The sequence below is a fragment of the Rahnella sp. JUb53 genome (assembly GCF_004346065.1).
GTDB classification, from domain to species: Bacteria; Pseudomonadota; Gammaproteobacteria; order Enterobacterales; family Enterobacteriaceae; genus Rahnella; species Rahnella variigena.
On record NZ_SLYT01000001.1, the window covers coordinates 705409 to 720538 of the forward strand.

Consider the following 15130-nt stretch of genomic DNA (forward strand, 5'->3'; position numbering starts at 1 on the left):
GCTAAAAGGACAGAATTTAAGTGCAGCTGATAGCCCGATCTATCGCTCTGGCGTATAGCAACCTTCCACGGCCCCACCGCATTATGCTGGGGTCTCTTACCGTCGTCACACTGGCTGTGGCCGTATGGAAACCGTTAGCTTACCACCCGGACAACGACCTTTCTGATACCAGACCGCTGGTTAAAAATATCACCCTCGATAATCAGCAATTACGTTCTTTGCTTCCCGAAGCCAGCGAACCTATCGATCAGACCCCGCCGGCTGACGATGACATCCCACAGGATGATCTTGACGACAAAACGGCCAATGAAGCGGGCGTCCATGAATACGTTGTTTCTACCGGCGATACCCTCAGCAGCATTCTGAATCAGTACGGCATTGATATGTCAGAAATTGCCGCGCTGTCTGACGCCAACCGTGATTTGCGTAATCTGAAAGTCGGTCAGCAGATTTCCTGGACACTGAATGATGCCGGGGATTTACAGCGTCTGACCTGGGAAAAATCGCGCCGCGAAACCTATACCTTTGACCGTTCCGGCAGCACCTTTAAAGCTTCTCTCGAAACCCTGAAAGGGGAATGGAAAGACACGGTGATTAAGGGTTCGCTGAACGGGAGTTTTGTCACCAGCGCCAGAGCCGCAGGGCTGAGCAGCGGTGAAGTCAGTGCCGTTATCAAAGCGCTGCAATGGCAACTCGATTTCCGTAAGTTACAGAAAGGCGATGATTTTGCGGTTCTGATGTCCCACGAAGTGCTGGATGGCAAAAACGAACAAAGCGAATTGCAGGCCGTGCGTATGCGCACTGGCGGTAAAGATTATTACGCAGTTCGCGCGGAAGACGGTAAGTTTTATGACCGCTCAGGCAGCGGGCTGGCTAAAGGTTTCCTGCGTTTCCCTACCGGTAAACAATATCGCGTTTCTTCCAACTTTAATCCGCGTCGTCTGAACCCGGTTACCGGCCGCATTGCGCCGCACCGTGGCGTCGATTTCGCAGTACCTGTCGGCACGCCGGTTCTGGCTGTCGGCGACGGTGAAGTGGTGGTTGCCAAGAATGGCGGGGCGGCAGGTAACTATGTGGCGATCCGCCACGGTCGTCAGTACATGACCCGTTATATGCACCTGCGCAAAATTCTGGTGAAACCAGGTCAGAAAATTAAACGCGGTGACCGCATCGCGCTTTCCGGCAACACCGGTCGTTCCACCGGCCCGCATCTGCATTTTGAAATGTGGATCAACCAGCTGGCCGTGAATCCGCTGACCGCGAAATTGCCACGTACTGAAGGGCTGACCGGTAAAGACCGTGCGACTTATCTGGCCACCGTTCGTCAGGTTGTTCCTCAACTGAAGCTGGACTGACCGCTTAGGTTTTAATGATTAGCTGCCGTGATTTATTGCAAAATAACTCACGGCACTTATCATTAAGCCAGAATTTGATATAAGAGCCTGAGCATGCAGCCAGAAAAAGAAAAACGATCTTCCGCAGAATTTATTCCGCAATTTCAGAAAGCCTTCTACCATCCGCGTTACTGGGGCGTCTGGCTGGGCGTCGGTGCGATGGCAACCATGGCCTGTTTACCCGCGAAAGTCCGTGATCCGGTGTTAGGCAGTCTGGGGCGTCTGGCAGGAAAGTTTGCCAAAGGTGCCCGACGTCGTGCTCAAATCAATCTGTTGTATTGCCTGCCTGAAACGCCGGAAGCTGAACGCGAACACATCATTGATGAAATGTTTGCAACCGCGCCGCAGGCGATGGTGATGATGGCTGAACTGGCAATACGTAATCCGGAAAACGTCATGCAGCGCGTACACTGGCATGGCAAAGAAATTATCGATGAGATGAAGGCGAAAGGCCAGAATGTGATTTTTCTGGTGCCGCATGGCTGGGCTGTGGACATCCCTGCGATGCTGATGGCCGCTGAAGGCCAGCCGATGGCCGCGATGTTCCACAACCAGAAAAACCCGCTGACCGATTATCTCTGGAACACCGTACGTCGTCGTTTTGGTGGTCGTATGCACGCACGTAATGACGGCATTAAACCGTTCATCAGTTCCGTGCGTCAGGGGTACTGGGGCTATTATCTGCCGGATCAGGATCACGGTGCGGAACACAGTGAGTTCGTGGATTTCTTCGCGACCTACAAGGCGACATTGCCTGCGGTGGGGCGTCTGATGAAAGTCTGCCGCGCCGCCATTGTCCCGTTATTCCCGGTGTATAACGGTCGTGAACAGCGTCTGGATATTTACGTCCGACCGCCGATGGACGATCTGGCCACTGCGGATGATAACTACATTGCGCGACGCATGAATGAGGAAGTGGAAATTCTGGTTGGACCGAATCCGGAACAGTACACCTGGATCCTCAAACTGCTTAAAACCCGCAAGCCGGGTGAGCCTGAGCCGTATTCGCGTAAAGAGCTGTATCCGAAGAAATGACCGTCTGGATTTAAAAATAAGCTGAGGCTCACACCTCAGCTTTTTTTATGCTTTTTTCGATGAGTGCTTTAGAAATGCCGCAATCAGGATTGTGCCAGCCACGCCAGCGATAAGGCCTGCAAGCATGAAAATGCCGTTACCCCATGCAAAATACAGCTGTTTAGCGATTTCAATTCCGGCTGCAAACACCACGATAGTCATCAGCCCTAATGCCGCCGCGACGGTGCCTTTTCCTGTCGGACTGGAAAACAGCGTCAGACGATACAGACCCGCATTCACCAGTCCGGTACCCAGCGCGTAAAGACTCAGCCCAGCAGTCATCCAGAACCAGGCATGTGCCATAAACAATGCGGCGAACGCACTGACCGACAAACCGAGAACAATCGGCACAATCCCGAGCCAGACCGGTGTGCGGATATTCACTCTGCCGCTGATTCTGCTCAGGGTGATATTGCCAATAATCAGGCCGGTGAATACCGGAACCTGCAACCAGCCATATTGTAATGGCGTCATACCTGCGTCCTGGATAAGCAAAACAGGCGACTGTGCGACCCACGCCAGCAACGGCAGGGTGATCAATCCGATGGCGAGGGAGCCCATCACCACGCCTTTATTGGAAAACACTTCACGGTAATCGGCCAGCAGTCTGCGCATTGAAAAGCGGCCATCACGACCGGAAGCGGTTTCCGGCATACTGCGCCACAAGCCCCAGAACGCCAGAGCGGAGATGACGGAAAACAGCGCAAACATGGCTTTCCACGGTGCGTAATGAATGAACGCCGCACCCGCCAGTGGCCCGAGCAGCGGGGCGATCAGCGTAATGTTCGCCATCAGTGCCATCAGTTTGACACTGAGCGTTTCGCTGAACGCTTCCTGGATCGCGGCGTAACCAACCGCACCGATGAAACACAGGCTCATCCCTTGCAAAAACCGCATCAGAATAAACTGCCCGATGCTTTGGGTGAAAACGGTCAGCAGGCAGGTAACGGTGAAAAAGGCCACGCCCGCGAGTAATACCGGCCTGCGTCCGAGGCGGTCGGAAAGCGGACCCAGCAGCCATTGCAGCAGAATTCCGCCACACAGATACGCGGTCAGTGAGGTGGATACCCAGTCGGCGCTGGCGCTGAAATCACTGATTACCTGCAACATGCCTGGCTGGATCATATCGTGGGCGATATAGGTGGCGAACTCGAACAGCACCAGCGACAGCGGGAACAGCCACTGGCGGGAATTCAGCCGTGAGGCGGGTTCAGAAACGGACGACATAACATTCACTCTCCGGTACTCAAAATCAAAAAAGCGCGGCCTGTAAAAGCCGCGCAACTATTCATCGCATTAAAATTTCATCACATTAAAGTTTCATCACTTTAAGGTTTCATCACTTTAAAGTGTTGCTCAGTAGCGGTTAGCGTACGCCGCAATCGGGTTTTCCAGCGTACCGGCGAATTTCAGATTTTGCGCCGGATCTGACAGGTTGATCATCTGCTGGTTATTCGCCAGTTGCAGACGGTTCAGGCACGAGTGCGTGAACTCGGCGCCAAACATGTCATAGCGCGCAAATTTCCCAGCCAGTTCCGGATACTGAATCTGGTAATCGCGCACCACTTCCGCCACCACCTGCCAGAACTGACCGGCCGGATAATCGCCGTTCTCTTCCAGAATACGGGCGATGAAGCGGAATACGCCGGCAAAGACGTCGGTGAAGATCGACAGAATTTTCAGGTCTTCCGGCACATCGACGGCCAGACGTTTGGCTTTCTCCGGCAGGTTAGCGTCGGGATTCATTACCGCAATTTCTTCGGCGATATCCTTCATGAAAGCATTCACCGGAATATTGTTTTCGAAACGCAGGATCAAGTTTTCGCCGTGCGGCATGAACACCAGATCGTACTGATAGAAACAGTGCAGCAGCGGGCTGAGGTAGGCGTGCATATAGCGTTTCAGCCAGTCACCGGTCGCCAGGCCGGAGGATTTGATCATCTCGACAATCAGCGCATCGCCATATTTGTCGGTGTGAAGCAGCGCGGCCATGGTCATCAGTCGCTGATTCGGCTTTAACTGCGCAACCGGATTTTCACGCCACAAAGCGGCAAACATTTTCTTGTACGCGCTGTCACCTTTTATCGCTTCTTCGAAGTAGTGATTGTGATAACCAATCGAAGCGACTTCCTGCAAAATGCTGAAACCGGTGGATTGCAGATAGGAATCGTTTTCCACCAGTTCCGCCAGCCATTCGTTGATGCCCGGCGTGGTCGCCATGTAATACGGCGACAGCCCGCGCATAAAGCCCATATTCAGAATCGACAGGGCAGTTTTGACGTATCGCGCTTTGGGACGACTGGCGTTATAGAAGGTGCGGATTGACTGCTGTGCCAGATATTCATCATTGCCTTCACCGAGATAAATCAGGAACTGACGGGCAATATCCGGGGCGAAAACGGTCAGCAATTTATTCTGCCACTGCCACGGATGAACCGGCATGAAATAGTAATTTTTCGGATCCACGCCCATATCGACCAGCTTCTGCGTGAAGGCACAAATCTGCGCGTCGCCCAGTTCCTCGGCGATCAGTTTTTCATACGGCAAACCTTCAACACTGGCGAAATGTGCTTTGTCATGGTGAACCGCCACCCAGACCAGTTGCAGCGGATTGGCTGCTTCCGGCGCGTAACGCACATAATCACCGGCATCGAAACCGATGCGACCGTTGTTGGCGATGAAGCTCGGATGGCCTTCGGTCATGCTGGTTTCCACGGTCTGGAAATCGGCTTCTGACAGCTGTTTTGCCGTTGTATGGTTGTTCACCAGTTTGTAGGCGCTGCTGTAAAGCGTACTGCTGATTTCTTCCAGATAGGTCGGCAGCATGGCTTGAGAAATGCCGATTTGTTCAGCGAATTCAATGATGAATTTCACGGCATCCAGCGGCTGCGGACTGAGATTATCCAGGCGCTGAATGCTGTCGAGATCAATCATCCAGTCATTTAACGGCAACTGGCGCGCGCGGAAACGGTATTCGATTTCCGAGGCCGGTACTGCCAGCTGATAGTCTGTCCAGGTGCCGGTTGTTTTCAATGCCTGCGGGGCGAGCAGGCGCTCGTGCGTGAGTTCGGACAGACATTTGCGCAGCAGCAGGGCATTGGCTTTTGCCCAGATTTCAGGTTGCAGATGCTGACCTGTTTGCATAGTGGATGGCGTCATACTGTTTTTTTCCTTCTGGCTGGCCTGAATAAAATCCTCACGCTGGCAAAATGCCAGCCATGCCGTTTTGTGTGTCAGCTGAACTTGTTTCTGATAACGAAAACCGGCGCGCTTGTTCAGCTTGTGAATTTTCTCGTTGCGCACATCGGGCTCGACCACCACGCGTTTCACGTCCGGCTGGCTGAACAGATATTCCATAACTGCGGAAAACACCTGCCAGCTGAAACCTGTGACAGGTTTGTCGGCGGGAGAAAGCAGGATATGCATGCCCATATCGCCGGGCTGAACGTCGTAATGTTCACGCAATGGATCGTCCTGAACCGGATAGCATTCAATCAGGAACTGCGGCTGGCCGTCGATTTCACCCATCAGCGCGGCTAGTGAGTTTCCCGCTGTCAGGTCGCGGTAAAACGCATCCACTTCGGCGACGGTACTGTTTTGCATCCCCCAGAAATGCGCGTAGGGCTGAATCATCCAGCCATGCAAAATGGCGGCATCTTTTTCCAGCGCAAGAGGGCGAAAGGACAGTTTTCCTGCGGCACGCTGGCAGGAAAATACGGAACTGGGAATAGCATCAGTCATCGGTAAATTCTCCGTTAGTTTCCGGCAAGGTTGCGGGTGCAAAAGGTCTGGAAGGCGATGGATTTCTCCACCGGATACACTTCGCGCCCCAGCATTTCGCGGATAATCGTACTGTTGCGATAGCATGCCATGCCCAGATCCGGTGTAACGAAACCGTGGGTATGCAGCTCGGCGTTTTGTACGAAAATCTGGTTATGGGTATCAATACTGTAATTGCGGTTGACGGCGTAACGACCGGCGTCATCCCACTGAATGCGGTTGTAAATGCCTTCGACAAACTGCGGCGGCTGATAGCCGTAGCCGGTGGCGAGGATCACTGACTCCGTACGGTGCCGGTATTCCTGCTGCTGTTCGTGGTGCAGCAGGTTCATCTCCAGTTCACCATGGTGGTTGCGGGTCAGCGATGTCAGTTCTGAATGGGTGTACAAATCAACGTTCAGCGGGCCGTCGAGGCGCTTGATGTACATCAGGTCGTAGATATCGTTGATCAAACTGATATTTATGCCTTTATACAGGCACTTCTGTTCACGGTTGAGCTGATCGCGTTTGGCCATCGGTAATTCGTGGAAATAGTCGATGTATTCCGGTGAGGTCATTTCCAGCGTCAGTTTGCTGTATTCGAGCGGATAGAAACGCGGTGCGCGGGTCACCCATGTCAGATGGTAATCATGCTTATCGATATCAGAGAGCAGGTCATAGTAAATTTCCGCTGCGCTCTGACCGCTGCCGACGACGGTGATGGATTTGGAATTCTGTACCTGTTCTTTGTTCGGCAGATAGGCTGAAGAGTGATGCACGTTGTTGCCCGCATCACGGGCGCAGGCGGGCATCCACGGCGACGGGCCAGTGCCCAGCACCAGCCGTTTAGTGCGGTAAATCTGATTCTCGTTACTTTTGGTCGAGCGCGTCTGAACCAGATAGCATTCCTGCGTTGCGTCCCAGGTCACCAGTTCCACACGCGTGGAAAATTGCAGGCTGCTTAGCTGGCTGCACGCCCACTGGCAATACTGGTTAAACTCTTTGCGCATCATGAAGAAATCTTCACGGATGTAGAATGAGTAGAGTTTTCCCTGCAATTTCAGGTAATTCAGAAAGCTGTAAGGGCTGGTCGGATCGGCGAGCGTGACCAGGTCGGCCATAAACGGCGTCTGCAAATGCGCACTTTCCAGCATCATGCCAGTGTGCCAGTCGAAGCTGTCATTCTGATCTAAAAAAAGACCTTTCAGCTCTTTCACCGGTTCAGTCAGACAGGCCAGGCCGAGGTTGAACGGGCCGATGCCCACGGCGATAAAATCATACATCTGTTCGGTTGAATTCATATTCATGGTGCGGCTCCTTTTACCGGTTTTTGGCGGCGCTCAGCGCAGTGGCAGTCAGTTCTTTGCCGTAATGCGTGATCAGACTGAGCACATCGGCAACGTCTTCCGTGGTGGTGGTCGGGTTCAGCAAGGTGAATTTCAGATACTGACGGTCATGGACTTTGGTACCGGCAATCACGGCGCTGCCGTCGCGGAAAATCGCTTTACGGATACCTGCATTAATCGCGTCAATCTGCTCATGATTCATGGACATACGCGGCACGAAACGGAACACCAGCGTGCTGAGCTGCGGTTTATGCAGCACTTCAATGTTCGGGTTCTGTTCCATCATCTGATGGGTTTCAGTGGCGCGTTCCAGCAGCACATCAAAGGATTCACCCAGCGCCTGCTGGCCCATGATGCGTAGCGTCAGCCACATTTTGAGGGCATCAAAACGTTTGGTGGTCTGAATACTTTTGTTGACGAGGTTCGGTGTGCCTTCGAGTTTTGCACTCAACGGATTCAGGTATTCGGCGTGGTGAGTAACATGCTCCAGATGGCTGTGATCGTTAACCAGAAACGCGCTGCAACTCACCGGCTGGAAGAAGGATTTGTGATAATCCACGGTGACGGAATCCGCCAGATGAATACCTTCAATGCGCTGACGATGCTGAGGCGACACCAGTAACCCGCAACCGTAAGCGGCATCAGCGTGCATCCAGAGTTTTTCTTTGCGGCAGATTTCGGCAATTTCATTCAGCGGGTCGATACTGCCAAAGTCGGTGGTGCCTGCAGTCGCCACCACGGCGATCGGGATCAGCCCTTCTGCGTGACACCGCTCGATTTCGGCTTTAAGCGCGTTTATGTCCATACGGAACGCGCTGTCACAAGCCACCGGCACCACGGCGTCATAACCCAGGCCGAGCAGGGCAGCGGATTTCTGAATGCTGAAATGGCTGACCTGAGAACTGAAAATACGCCAGCGGTTAGCTTCCGGCGGCAGACCCTGATATTTGATGCTGTGTTGCGGACGGGTATGTTTGCAGTGACTGTCACGCGCCAGCAGCATCGCCATCAGGTTGGATTGCGTACCGCCGCTGGTGAAAATGCCGTCGGATTGTGCGCCAAAACCTATACGGGCGAGAGTCCAGTCGATGACTTTTTGCTCGATTAAGGTGCCACCTGCGCTCTGGTCCCAGGTGTCTACGGAAGAGTTAATCGCGCTGATAAAAAGCTCCGCCAGCTGGGACGGAATCACGGTCGGACAGTTCAGATGTGCGAGGTATTTCGGGTGATGAAAATAAACCGCGTGCTGAAGATATAAATCATCCAGTTCTTCCAGAGCCAGACGTGTTCCTGCAAGGGGTTTGGTCAGATCAATATGTCGAAATTGTTCTGCTAATTCAGCGGGAGATACACCGGAAAAAGGTTTTTCCGTGTGGTTAATGTGAGATTTAATTAATTCAATCCCTTGTTCAATCTGGGCCTGCCATTCCGGCGTGCTATTTTGATTGAATATATAACCCTTATTTTCACTTATTTTAGCCTGAGTGATTATGAGGTCTTTGGTGCTGTCCTGCATTATTTCCCAATTATTTATCTGGCTCATCTTGGACCCTTTCTGTTTTTCCGTTCCCTTTACTACGGGCAAGGGGAGGCCACCCGGTAAAGTCAGGAGATTTCAGTGAACGTGTGTATTAGCAGGCAGGGCTTAAGGCCACGCCTGTCAGGTGTGTGGTTTTATCTGTTTTCTTATCGCAAATAACAGGGTTTACGTCTTGTTTGATTTCCTTAGTGCGGACTTATACAAGGTTTTAACGAATGAGAATCATTATAAATGCAAATCATTATCATTCAACTACGGCATTGAACATTTGGATGATTGCGTCAGTTAAGCTTGTTTAATGTGATGTAAGTCACATTTATCGGGTGATTTGGTCATAAAAAACTTTATTCACATGGGAGTATTCTGTATTTATTATTCGTTTGTGGGGGCAAATAACTGTTGCTATCAATATGAAAAGTTATATTAATACACACTAAAAGAGGGTCTATTCTGTTTATAAAATTTTTTATCAGAGCAGGGCGGTAAATTATTTCACCCAGATGGCAAAATAATGATCAAATTAAGGCGGGCAATTAACCGGATTGTTTCGGGGTAAAAGTGTGTGGAAGGGGAAATAAAAAGGCCGATCATAATGATCGACCCTTAATACATATTTAATTACATATTGAGTTTAATCAACACGCAGCACACGGCTGGTATTGGTAGTGCCGATGGTGCTCATGACGTCGCCCTGCGTGATAATCACCAGATCACCTGACAACAGATAACCTTTATCACGCAGCAGATTGACCGCGTCCTGAGCCGCCGCTACGCCGTCGTTGACGCTGTCGAAGAAGACCGGCGTAACGCCACGGTAAATGGCGGTCAGATTCAGGGTGTGCTCATGACGTGACATAGCAAAGATTGGCAGGCCAGAACTGATACGGGACAACATCAGTGCAGTACGACCCGATTCCGTCATGGAAATGATCGCCGTCACTCCTTTCAGGTGGTTTGCCGCATACATCGCTGACATCGCAATGGCTTCTTCGATATTATCGAATTCCACGTCCAGACGGTGTTTGGATACGTTAATGCTTGGGATTTTCTCAGCACCCAGGCAAACACGTGCCATTGCCGCAACCGTTTCTGAAGGATACTGACCTGCGGCGGTTTCTGCTGAAAGCATGACCGCATCGGTGCCATCGAGTACGGCGTTCGCCACGTCCATCACTTCAGCACGGGTTGGCATCGGGTTGGTGATCATCGATTCCATCATCTGAGTCGCAGTGATCACTGCACGGTTCAGCTGACGGGCACGGCGGATCAGTTTCTTCTGGATACCGACCAGTTCAGGGTCACCAATTTCCACACCCAGATCGCCACGGGCGACCATCACCACGTCGGAAGCCAGAATGATGTCGTCCATTGCGGCGTCGGTGGCAACGGCTTCAGCGCGTTCAACTTTAGACACGATCTGCGCGTTACAGCCTGCATCACGGGCCAGACGGCGCGCGTAGTTAAGATCTTCGCCGGTACGTGGGAATGAAACTGCCAGATAATCTACGTCCATTTTGGCCGCAGTAATAATGTCTGCTTTATCTTTTTCAGTCAGGGCTTCAGCAGAAAGACCACCGCCCAGTTTGTTGATGCCTTTGTTGTTAGACAACGGGCCACCAACGGTGACTTCGGTAAACACTTTCATGCCCTGAACTTCGAGCACTTTGAGCTGCACGCGACCGTCATCGAGCAACAGGATGTCGCCCGGTACGACGTCAGCAGGCAGACCTTTATAGTCGATACCGACTTTTTCTTTATCGCCTTCACCTTTGCTCATGTTGGCATCGAGCAGGAATTTGTCGCCAATATTGAGGAAGACTTTGCCTTCTTTAAAGGTAGAAACGCGGATTTTAGGACCTTGCAGGTCACCGAGAATGGCGACATGGCGGCCAAGGCGGGCGGCGATTTCACGCACTTTGTTAGCGCGAAGGATGTGATCTTCAGCAGTTCCGTGAGAGAAATTCATACGTACAACGTTTGCGCCCGCTGCAATGATCTTCTCAAGATTATTGTCGCGGTCAGTTGCCGGACCGAGGGTGGTAACGATCTTCGTTCTTCTGAGCCTTCTGGACATGCCTAACTCCGTTAACTGATGAAACATGGTAATGCAAAAAACAACGAGTCCACTTTGCCGGAGGTGTAATTGTAATACAAAAGAGTTTCACCTGTGTGACCCGCTGGCCTTATGTCTGGCTTTCGTCTTGCGCACGTTGCGCGAAGATTTCCGGGCAGACTCCCTATTAAATCAATGGTGCTTTATTAATTCGTTTGTTGAATGATTTATGCCTTAGCCTGTTGAGCAAGCTCATTCATGCAGGGTGGGGACGACTGTCCCTTTATCAAAGCGCGATTCTTTCAACGCTTCTTTGACCCGCTTCAGGTTATCTCTGAATTTTGCGCCACGGCGCAGAGTAAAACCGGTTGCCAGCACGTCGATCAACGTGAGCTGGGCAATTCGCGAAACCATCGGCATATAAACGTCGGTATCTTCGGGAACATCCAGTAACAAAGCCAGCGTCGCTTCATGGGCCAGAGGTGTATTAAAAGAAGTGATCGCAATCACCGTGGCATCGTTTTCACGGGCGAGTTGGGCAAGTTCGACCAGATTTTTGGTGCGTCCGGTGTGCGAAATCAGTACCACCACGTCGCCTTCGCTGGAGTTCATACAGCTCATCCGCTGCATGACGATATCGTCGAAGTAAACCACGGGAATGTTAAAGCGGAAAAACTTGTTCATGGCATCATGGGCGACCGCGGCGGAAGCGCCCAGACCAAAGAAGGAAATTTTCTTGGCCTGTGTGAGTAAATCGACGGCACGATTGATGGCGGCGATATCCAGGGTATTCTTCACCTGGTCGAGGCTGGCCATGGCGGACTCGAAAATTTTACTGGTGTAAGCGCTGACGCTGTCGCTTTCATCCACGTTACGGTTCACATAAGGTGTACCATTTGCCAGACTTTGTGCCAGATGCAGTTTAAAATCCGGAAACCCTTTTGTGTCGAGACGACGGCAAAAACGGTTTACAGTAGGTTCACTGACGTCCGCCATGCGGGCGAGGGTGGCAATACTGGAGTGAATAGCAACATGCGGCGATGCCAGGATAACTTCAGCAACTTTGCGTTCTGACTTGCTCAGAATGTCAAGGTGAGTCTGGATTTTTTCCAACGTATTCATAAGCATGCCACTCATAGGTTTCAACGATTTCTTTGAAAAGAGGAAATCGGACTGATTTGATGAAAATATACTACGCGCTTAATGCCGTTGGCAGCGTCAGCCAGGCGAATTTACGGCTTTTTTTGTCAGAGTTTGACCGAGATCTAACTTTCAGTATGGTAAATTCTGTTCAGTTTTGTCATAAAATTACAGGATGTTGTGGGTTTTAACAGCACCTGAGATACTTATGATAAAAATAAGGTTTTCCGCAGAGTTATTACCTTGTCAGATCATGGTTTACGGCTCACGGGCAATCAGAGTACATTGTTGCTGAAATAAAATTACAATATGTACCCGGGATAATTCGAGTTGCAGCTCCGGCGAAGCAACCAGAAATATGTCAGGTATTCCTGCATTGAGGAGAAGAACATGGCGGTAACTCAGACAGCCCAGGCTTGTGATCTGGTAATTTTCGGTGCGAAAGGCGATCTTGCGCGCCGTAAGCTGTTGCCTTCCCTGTATCAGTTAGAGAAAGCGGGTCACATTCACCCGGATACCCGCATTATCGGTGTCGGACGTGCGGAATGGGACAAAGCGGCCTATACCGAAGTGGTTAAAGAAGCACTGACCACCTTCATGAAAGAAAAAATTGATCCGGAACTGTGGGACAAACTCAGTGCCCGTCTTGATTTCTGTAACCTTGATGTCAATGATCTGAAGCATTTCAAAGTGTTGGGCAAGATGCTCGACCAGAAAAATCGTGCCACCATTAACTACTTTGCGATTGCGCCAAGCCACTTCGGGGCTATTTGCCGCGGTCTGGGTGAAGCGGGCCTGAATAAAGAGCCTGCGCGCGTCGTGATGGAAAAACCTCTCGGCCACTCGCTGGAGTCGTCTCAGGTGATTAACGATCAGGTCGCCGAATATTTCGCAGAATCTCAGGTTTACCGTATCGACCATTATCTGGGTAAAGAAACGGTACTGAACCTGCTGGCACTGCGTTTCGCCAACAACCTGTTCGCCAGCAACTGGGATAACCGCACTATCGATCACGTGCAGATCACCGTTGCTGAAGAAGTGGGTATCGAAGGCCGCTGGGGTTACTTCGATGATGCGGGTCAGATGCGTGACATGATCCAGAACCACTTGCTGCAAATTCTGACTATGATCGCCATGTCTCCACCGGCTGATCTGAGTACCGACCGTATCCGTGATGAGAAAGTGAAAGTACTGCGCTCACTGCGCCGTATCGATCAGTCTAACGTACGTGAAAACACCGTACGCGGTCAGTACACTGCCGGGTTCGTGCAGGGCAAAAAAGTTCCTGGCTATCTTGAAGAAGAAGGCGCGAAGAAAACCAGCAGCACCGAAACGTTCGTGTCTATCCGCGTGGATATCGATAACTGGCAGTGGGCGGGCGTTCCGTTCTACCTGCGTACCGGTAAACGTCTGCCGACCAAATGTTCAGAAGTTGTGGTGTATTTCAAGAGCCCGGCACTGAACCTGTTCCGTGATTCTTACCAGCAGTTGCCGCAGAATAAACTGACGATTCGTCTGCAACCGGATGAAGGGATCGAGATCGAAGTACTGAACAAAGTACCGGGTCTGGAGCACAAACACCGTCTGCAAACTACCAAGCTGGATCTGAGCTTCACTGAAACCTTCAATGAGCAACATATTGCCGATGCTTACGAGCGTCTGCTGCTCGAAACCATGCGTGGCATCCAGGCGCTGTTCGTGCGTCGTGACGAAGTGGAAGAAGCCTGGAAATGGGTCGACTCCATCATGAACGCATGGGCTGCAGAAAGCGAAGCACCAAAACCGTATCAGTCCGGGACATGGGGGCCTGTGGCTTCTGTGGCGATGATTACCCGCGACGGCCGTTCCTGGAATGAGTTCGAATAACGAATAATTTATTGAGTCATTACTCCCCAAATGTTTGAGGTTGCAGCAAGGCGGCAAGTGAGTGAGTCCCGATGAGCTGACATGAGTCAGTGATTCGGGTGAACAAATGTAGCCAACGCCGCTGCGGCTTCAGACATGACGGGGAGGGTAGTATCGTCCAATCGGGTGTGGTCGGTTTCCAGTGATTTCTTCGTTGTGAAAAAATCACTGGTCCCTGTGGCAGGGGCGCGCCATCAATCACAACGGTGCCTGCGGGCATGAATGGAGAGCAAGATGAAAAACTGGAAAACAAGCGCGGAACAAATTCTGACCTCAGGGCCGGTCGTTCCTGTGATTGTTATCAATAAACTGGAACATGCCGTTCCGCTGGCCAAAGCGCTGGTTGCCGGTGGCGTGCGCGTTCTGGAAGTCACCTTACGTACCCCGTGTGCGATGGATGCGATCCGTGCGATTGCCAAAGAAGTGCCGGAAGCCATTATTGGCGCAGGGACTGTGCTCAATCCTGAACAACTGGCCGAAGTGACCGAAGCCGGTGCGCAGTTCGCGATTAGCCCGGGTCTGACCGATGCATTGCTTAAGGCTGCGAATGCCGGTTCGATCCCGCTGATCCCGGGTATCTGCACTGTTTCAGAACTGATGATGGGTCTGGATGCTGGTCTGCGTGAATTTAAATTCTTCCCGGCGGAAGCTAACGGCGGCGTGAAAGCGTTGCAGGCTATTGCAGGGCCATTCCCGCAGGTGCGTTTCTGCCCGACTGGCGGTATTTCACCGGCGAACTACCGTGATTATCTGGCGCTGAAAAGCGTGTTGTGTATCGGTGGATCCTGGCTGGTGCCGGCTGATGCGCTGAAAAGCGGTGATTATGCACGAATCACCGAACTCGCTAAAGAAGCTGTAGCGGGTGCAAAAGCGTAATAAAGCATTACGCTGATAATAAAAAACCTCCGGCTGGAGGTTT

General features: G+C 51.6%; 10 protein-coding genes. 4 read left to right on the plus strand and 6 right to left on the minus strand.

The features are described 5' to 3' along the window. The first annotated feature begins 20 nt into the window (after positions 1-20). Positions 21-1355, plus strand: a complete 1335-nt coding sequence (mepM, locus tag EC840_RS03310) for a murein DD-endopeptidase MepM (protein ID WP_120162829.1) — start codon at positions 21-23, stop codon at positions 1353-1355. Between the two features lie 93 nt (positions 1356-1448). Further along, positions 1449-2429, plus strand: a complete 981-nt coding sequence (lpxM, locus tag EC840_RS03315; protein ID WP_129638776.1) for a lauroyl-Kdo(2)-lipid IV(A) myristoyltransferase — start codon at positions 1449-1451, stop codon at positions 2427-2429. A gap of 45 nt (positions 2430-2474) precedes the next feature. On the opposite strand, the gene EC840_RS03320 is transcribed toward lpxM, so the two are convergent. From EC840_RS03320 to EC840_RS03345, 6 genes are all read right to left on the minus strand, one after another. Then, positions 2475-3695, minus strand: coding sequence for an MFS transporter (locus tag EC840_RS03320; protein ID WP_132963977.1), 1221 nt, complete (start codon positions 3693-3695; stop codon positions 2475-2477). 129 nt (positions 3696-3824) lie between these two features. Next, positions 3825-6209, minus strand: coding sequence for a GNAT family N-acetyltransferase (locus EC840_RS03325; protein ID WP_132963978.1), 2385 nt, complete (start codon positions 6207-6209; stop codon positions 3825-3827). A 14-nt stretch (positions 6210-6223) separates the two neighbouring features. Beyond that, the gene (locus EC840_RS03330) at positions 6224-7528 is read right to left on the minus strand and encodes a lysine N(6)-hydroxylase/L-ornithine N(5)-oxygenase family protein (RefSeq protein WP_207914736.1); all 1305 of its coding nucleotides are present in this window, start codon (positions 7526-7528) and stop codon (positions 6224-6226) included. 19 nt (positions 7529-7547) lie between these two features. After that, positions 7548-9116, minus strand: a complete 1569-nt coding sequence (locus tag EC840_RS03335) for an aspartate aminotransferase family protein (RefSeq protein ID WP_132963980.1) — start codon at positions 9114-9116, stop codon at positions 7548-7550. 628 nt (positions 9117-9744) lie between these two features. Next, positions 9745-11187, minus strand: coding sequence for a pyruvate kinase (gene pyk / locus EC840_RS03340; protein WP_112290017.1), 1443 nt, complete (start codon positions 11185-11187; stop codon positions 9745-9747). A gap of 231 nt (positions 11188-11418) precedes the next feature. Further along, positions 11419-12288 carry a MurR/RpiR family transcriptional regulator gene (locus EC840_RS03345; RefSeq protein ID WP_112290018.1) on the minus strand — a complete coding sequence of 290 codons (870 nt, stop codon included), beginning with the start codon at positions 12286-12288 and terminating at the stop codon, positions 11419-11421. A gap of 408 nt (positions 12289-12696) precedes the next feature. Here EC840_RS03345 and zwf point away from each other — a divergent pair, with 408 nt between their 5' ends. Beyond that, positions 12697-14172, plus strand: a complete 1476-nt coding sequence (zwf, locus tag EC840_RS03350) for a glucose-6-phosphate dehydrogenase (RefSeq protein ID WP_112290019.1) — start codon at positions 12697-12699, stop codon at positions 14170-14172. Between the two features lie 273 nt (positions 14173-14445). After that, positions 14446-15087: a bifunctional 4-hydroxy-2-oxoglutarate aldolase/2-dehydro-3-deoxy-phosphogluconate aldolase gene (locus tag EC840_RS03355; protein WP_132963981.1), complete on the plus strand. Its 642-nt coding sequence runs from the start codon at positions 14446-14448 to the stop codon at positions 15085-15087. Positions 15088-15130 lie beyond the last annotated feature (43 nt).

What these genes read in the sequence shown, in the direction of transcription:
- zwf (WP_112290019.1), top strand. Translation starts at nt 12,697, where the DNA reads ATGGCGGTAACTCAGACAGCCCAGGCTTGTGATCTGGTAATTTTCGGT.
- EC840_RS03320 (WP_132963977.1), bottom strand. Translation starts at nt 3,695, where the DNA reads ATGTCGTCCGTTTCTGAACCCGCCTCACGGCTGAATTCCCGCCAGTGG.
- EC840_RS03355 (WP_132963981.1), top strand. Translation starts at nt 14,446, where the DNA reads ATGAAAAACTGGAAAACAAGCGCGGAACAAATTCTGACCTCAGGGCCG.
- lpxM (WP_129638776.1), top strand. Translation starts at nt 1,449, where the DNA reads ATGCAGCCAGAAAAAGAAAAACGATCTTCCGCAGAATTTATTCCGCAA.
- pyk (WP_112290017.1), bottom strand. Translation starts at nt 11,187, where the DNA reads ATGTCCAGAAGGCTCAGAAGAACGAAGATCGTTACCACCCTCGGTCCG.
- EC840_RS03335 (WP_132963980.1), bottom strand. Translation starts at nt 9,116, where the DNA reads ATGAGCCAGATAAATAATTGGGAAATAATGCAGGACAGCACCAAAGAC.
- EC840_RS03330 (WP_207914736.1), bottom strand. Translation starts at nt 7,528, where the DNA reads ATGAATTCAACCGAACAGATGTATGATTTTATCGCCGTGGGCATCGGC.
- EC840_RS03345 (WP_112290018.1), bottom strand. Translation starts at nt 12,288, where the DNA reads ATGAATACGTTGGAAAAAATCCAGACTCACCTTGACATTCTGAGCAAG.
- EC840_RS03325 (WP_132963978.1), bottom strand. Translation starts at nt 6,209, where the DNA reads ATGACTGATGCTATTCCCAGTTCCGTATTTTCCTGCCAGCGTGCCGCA.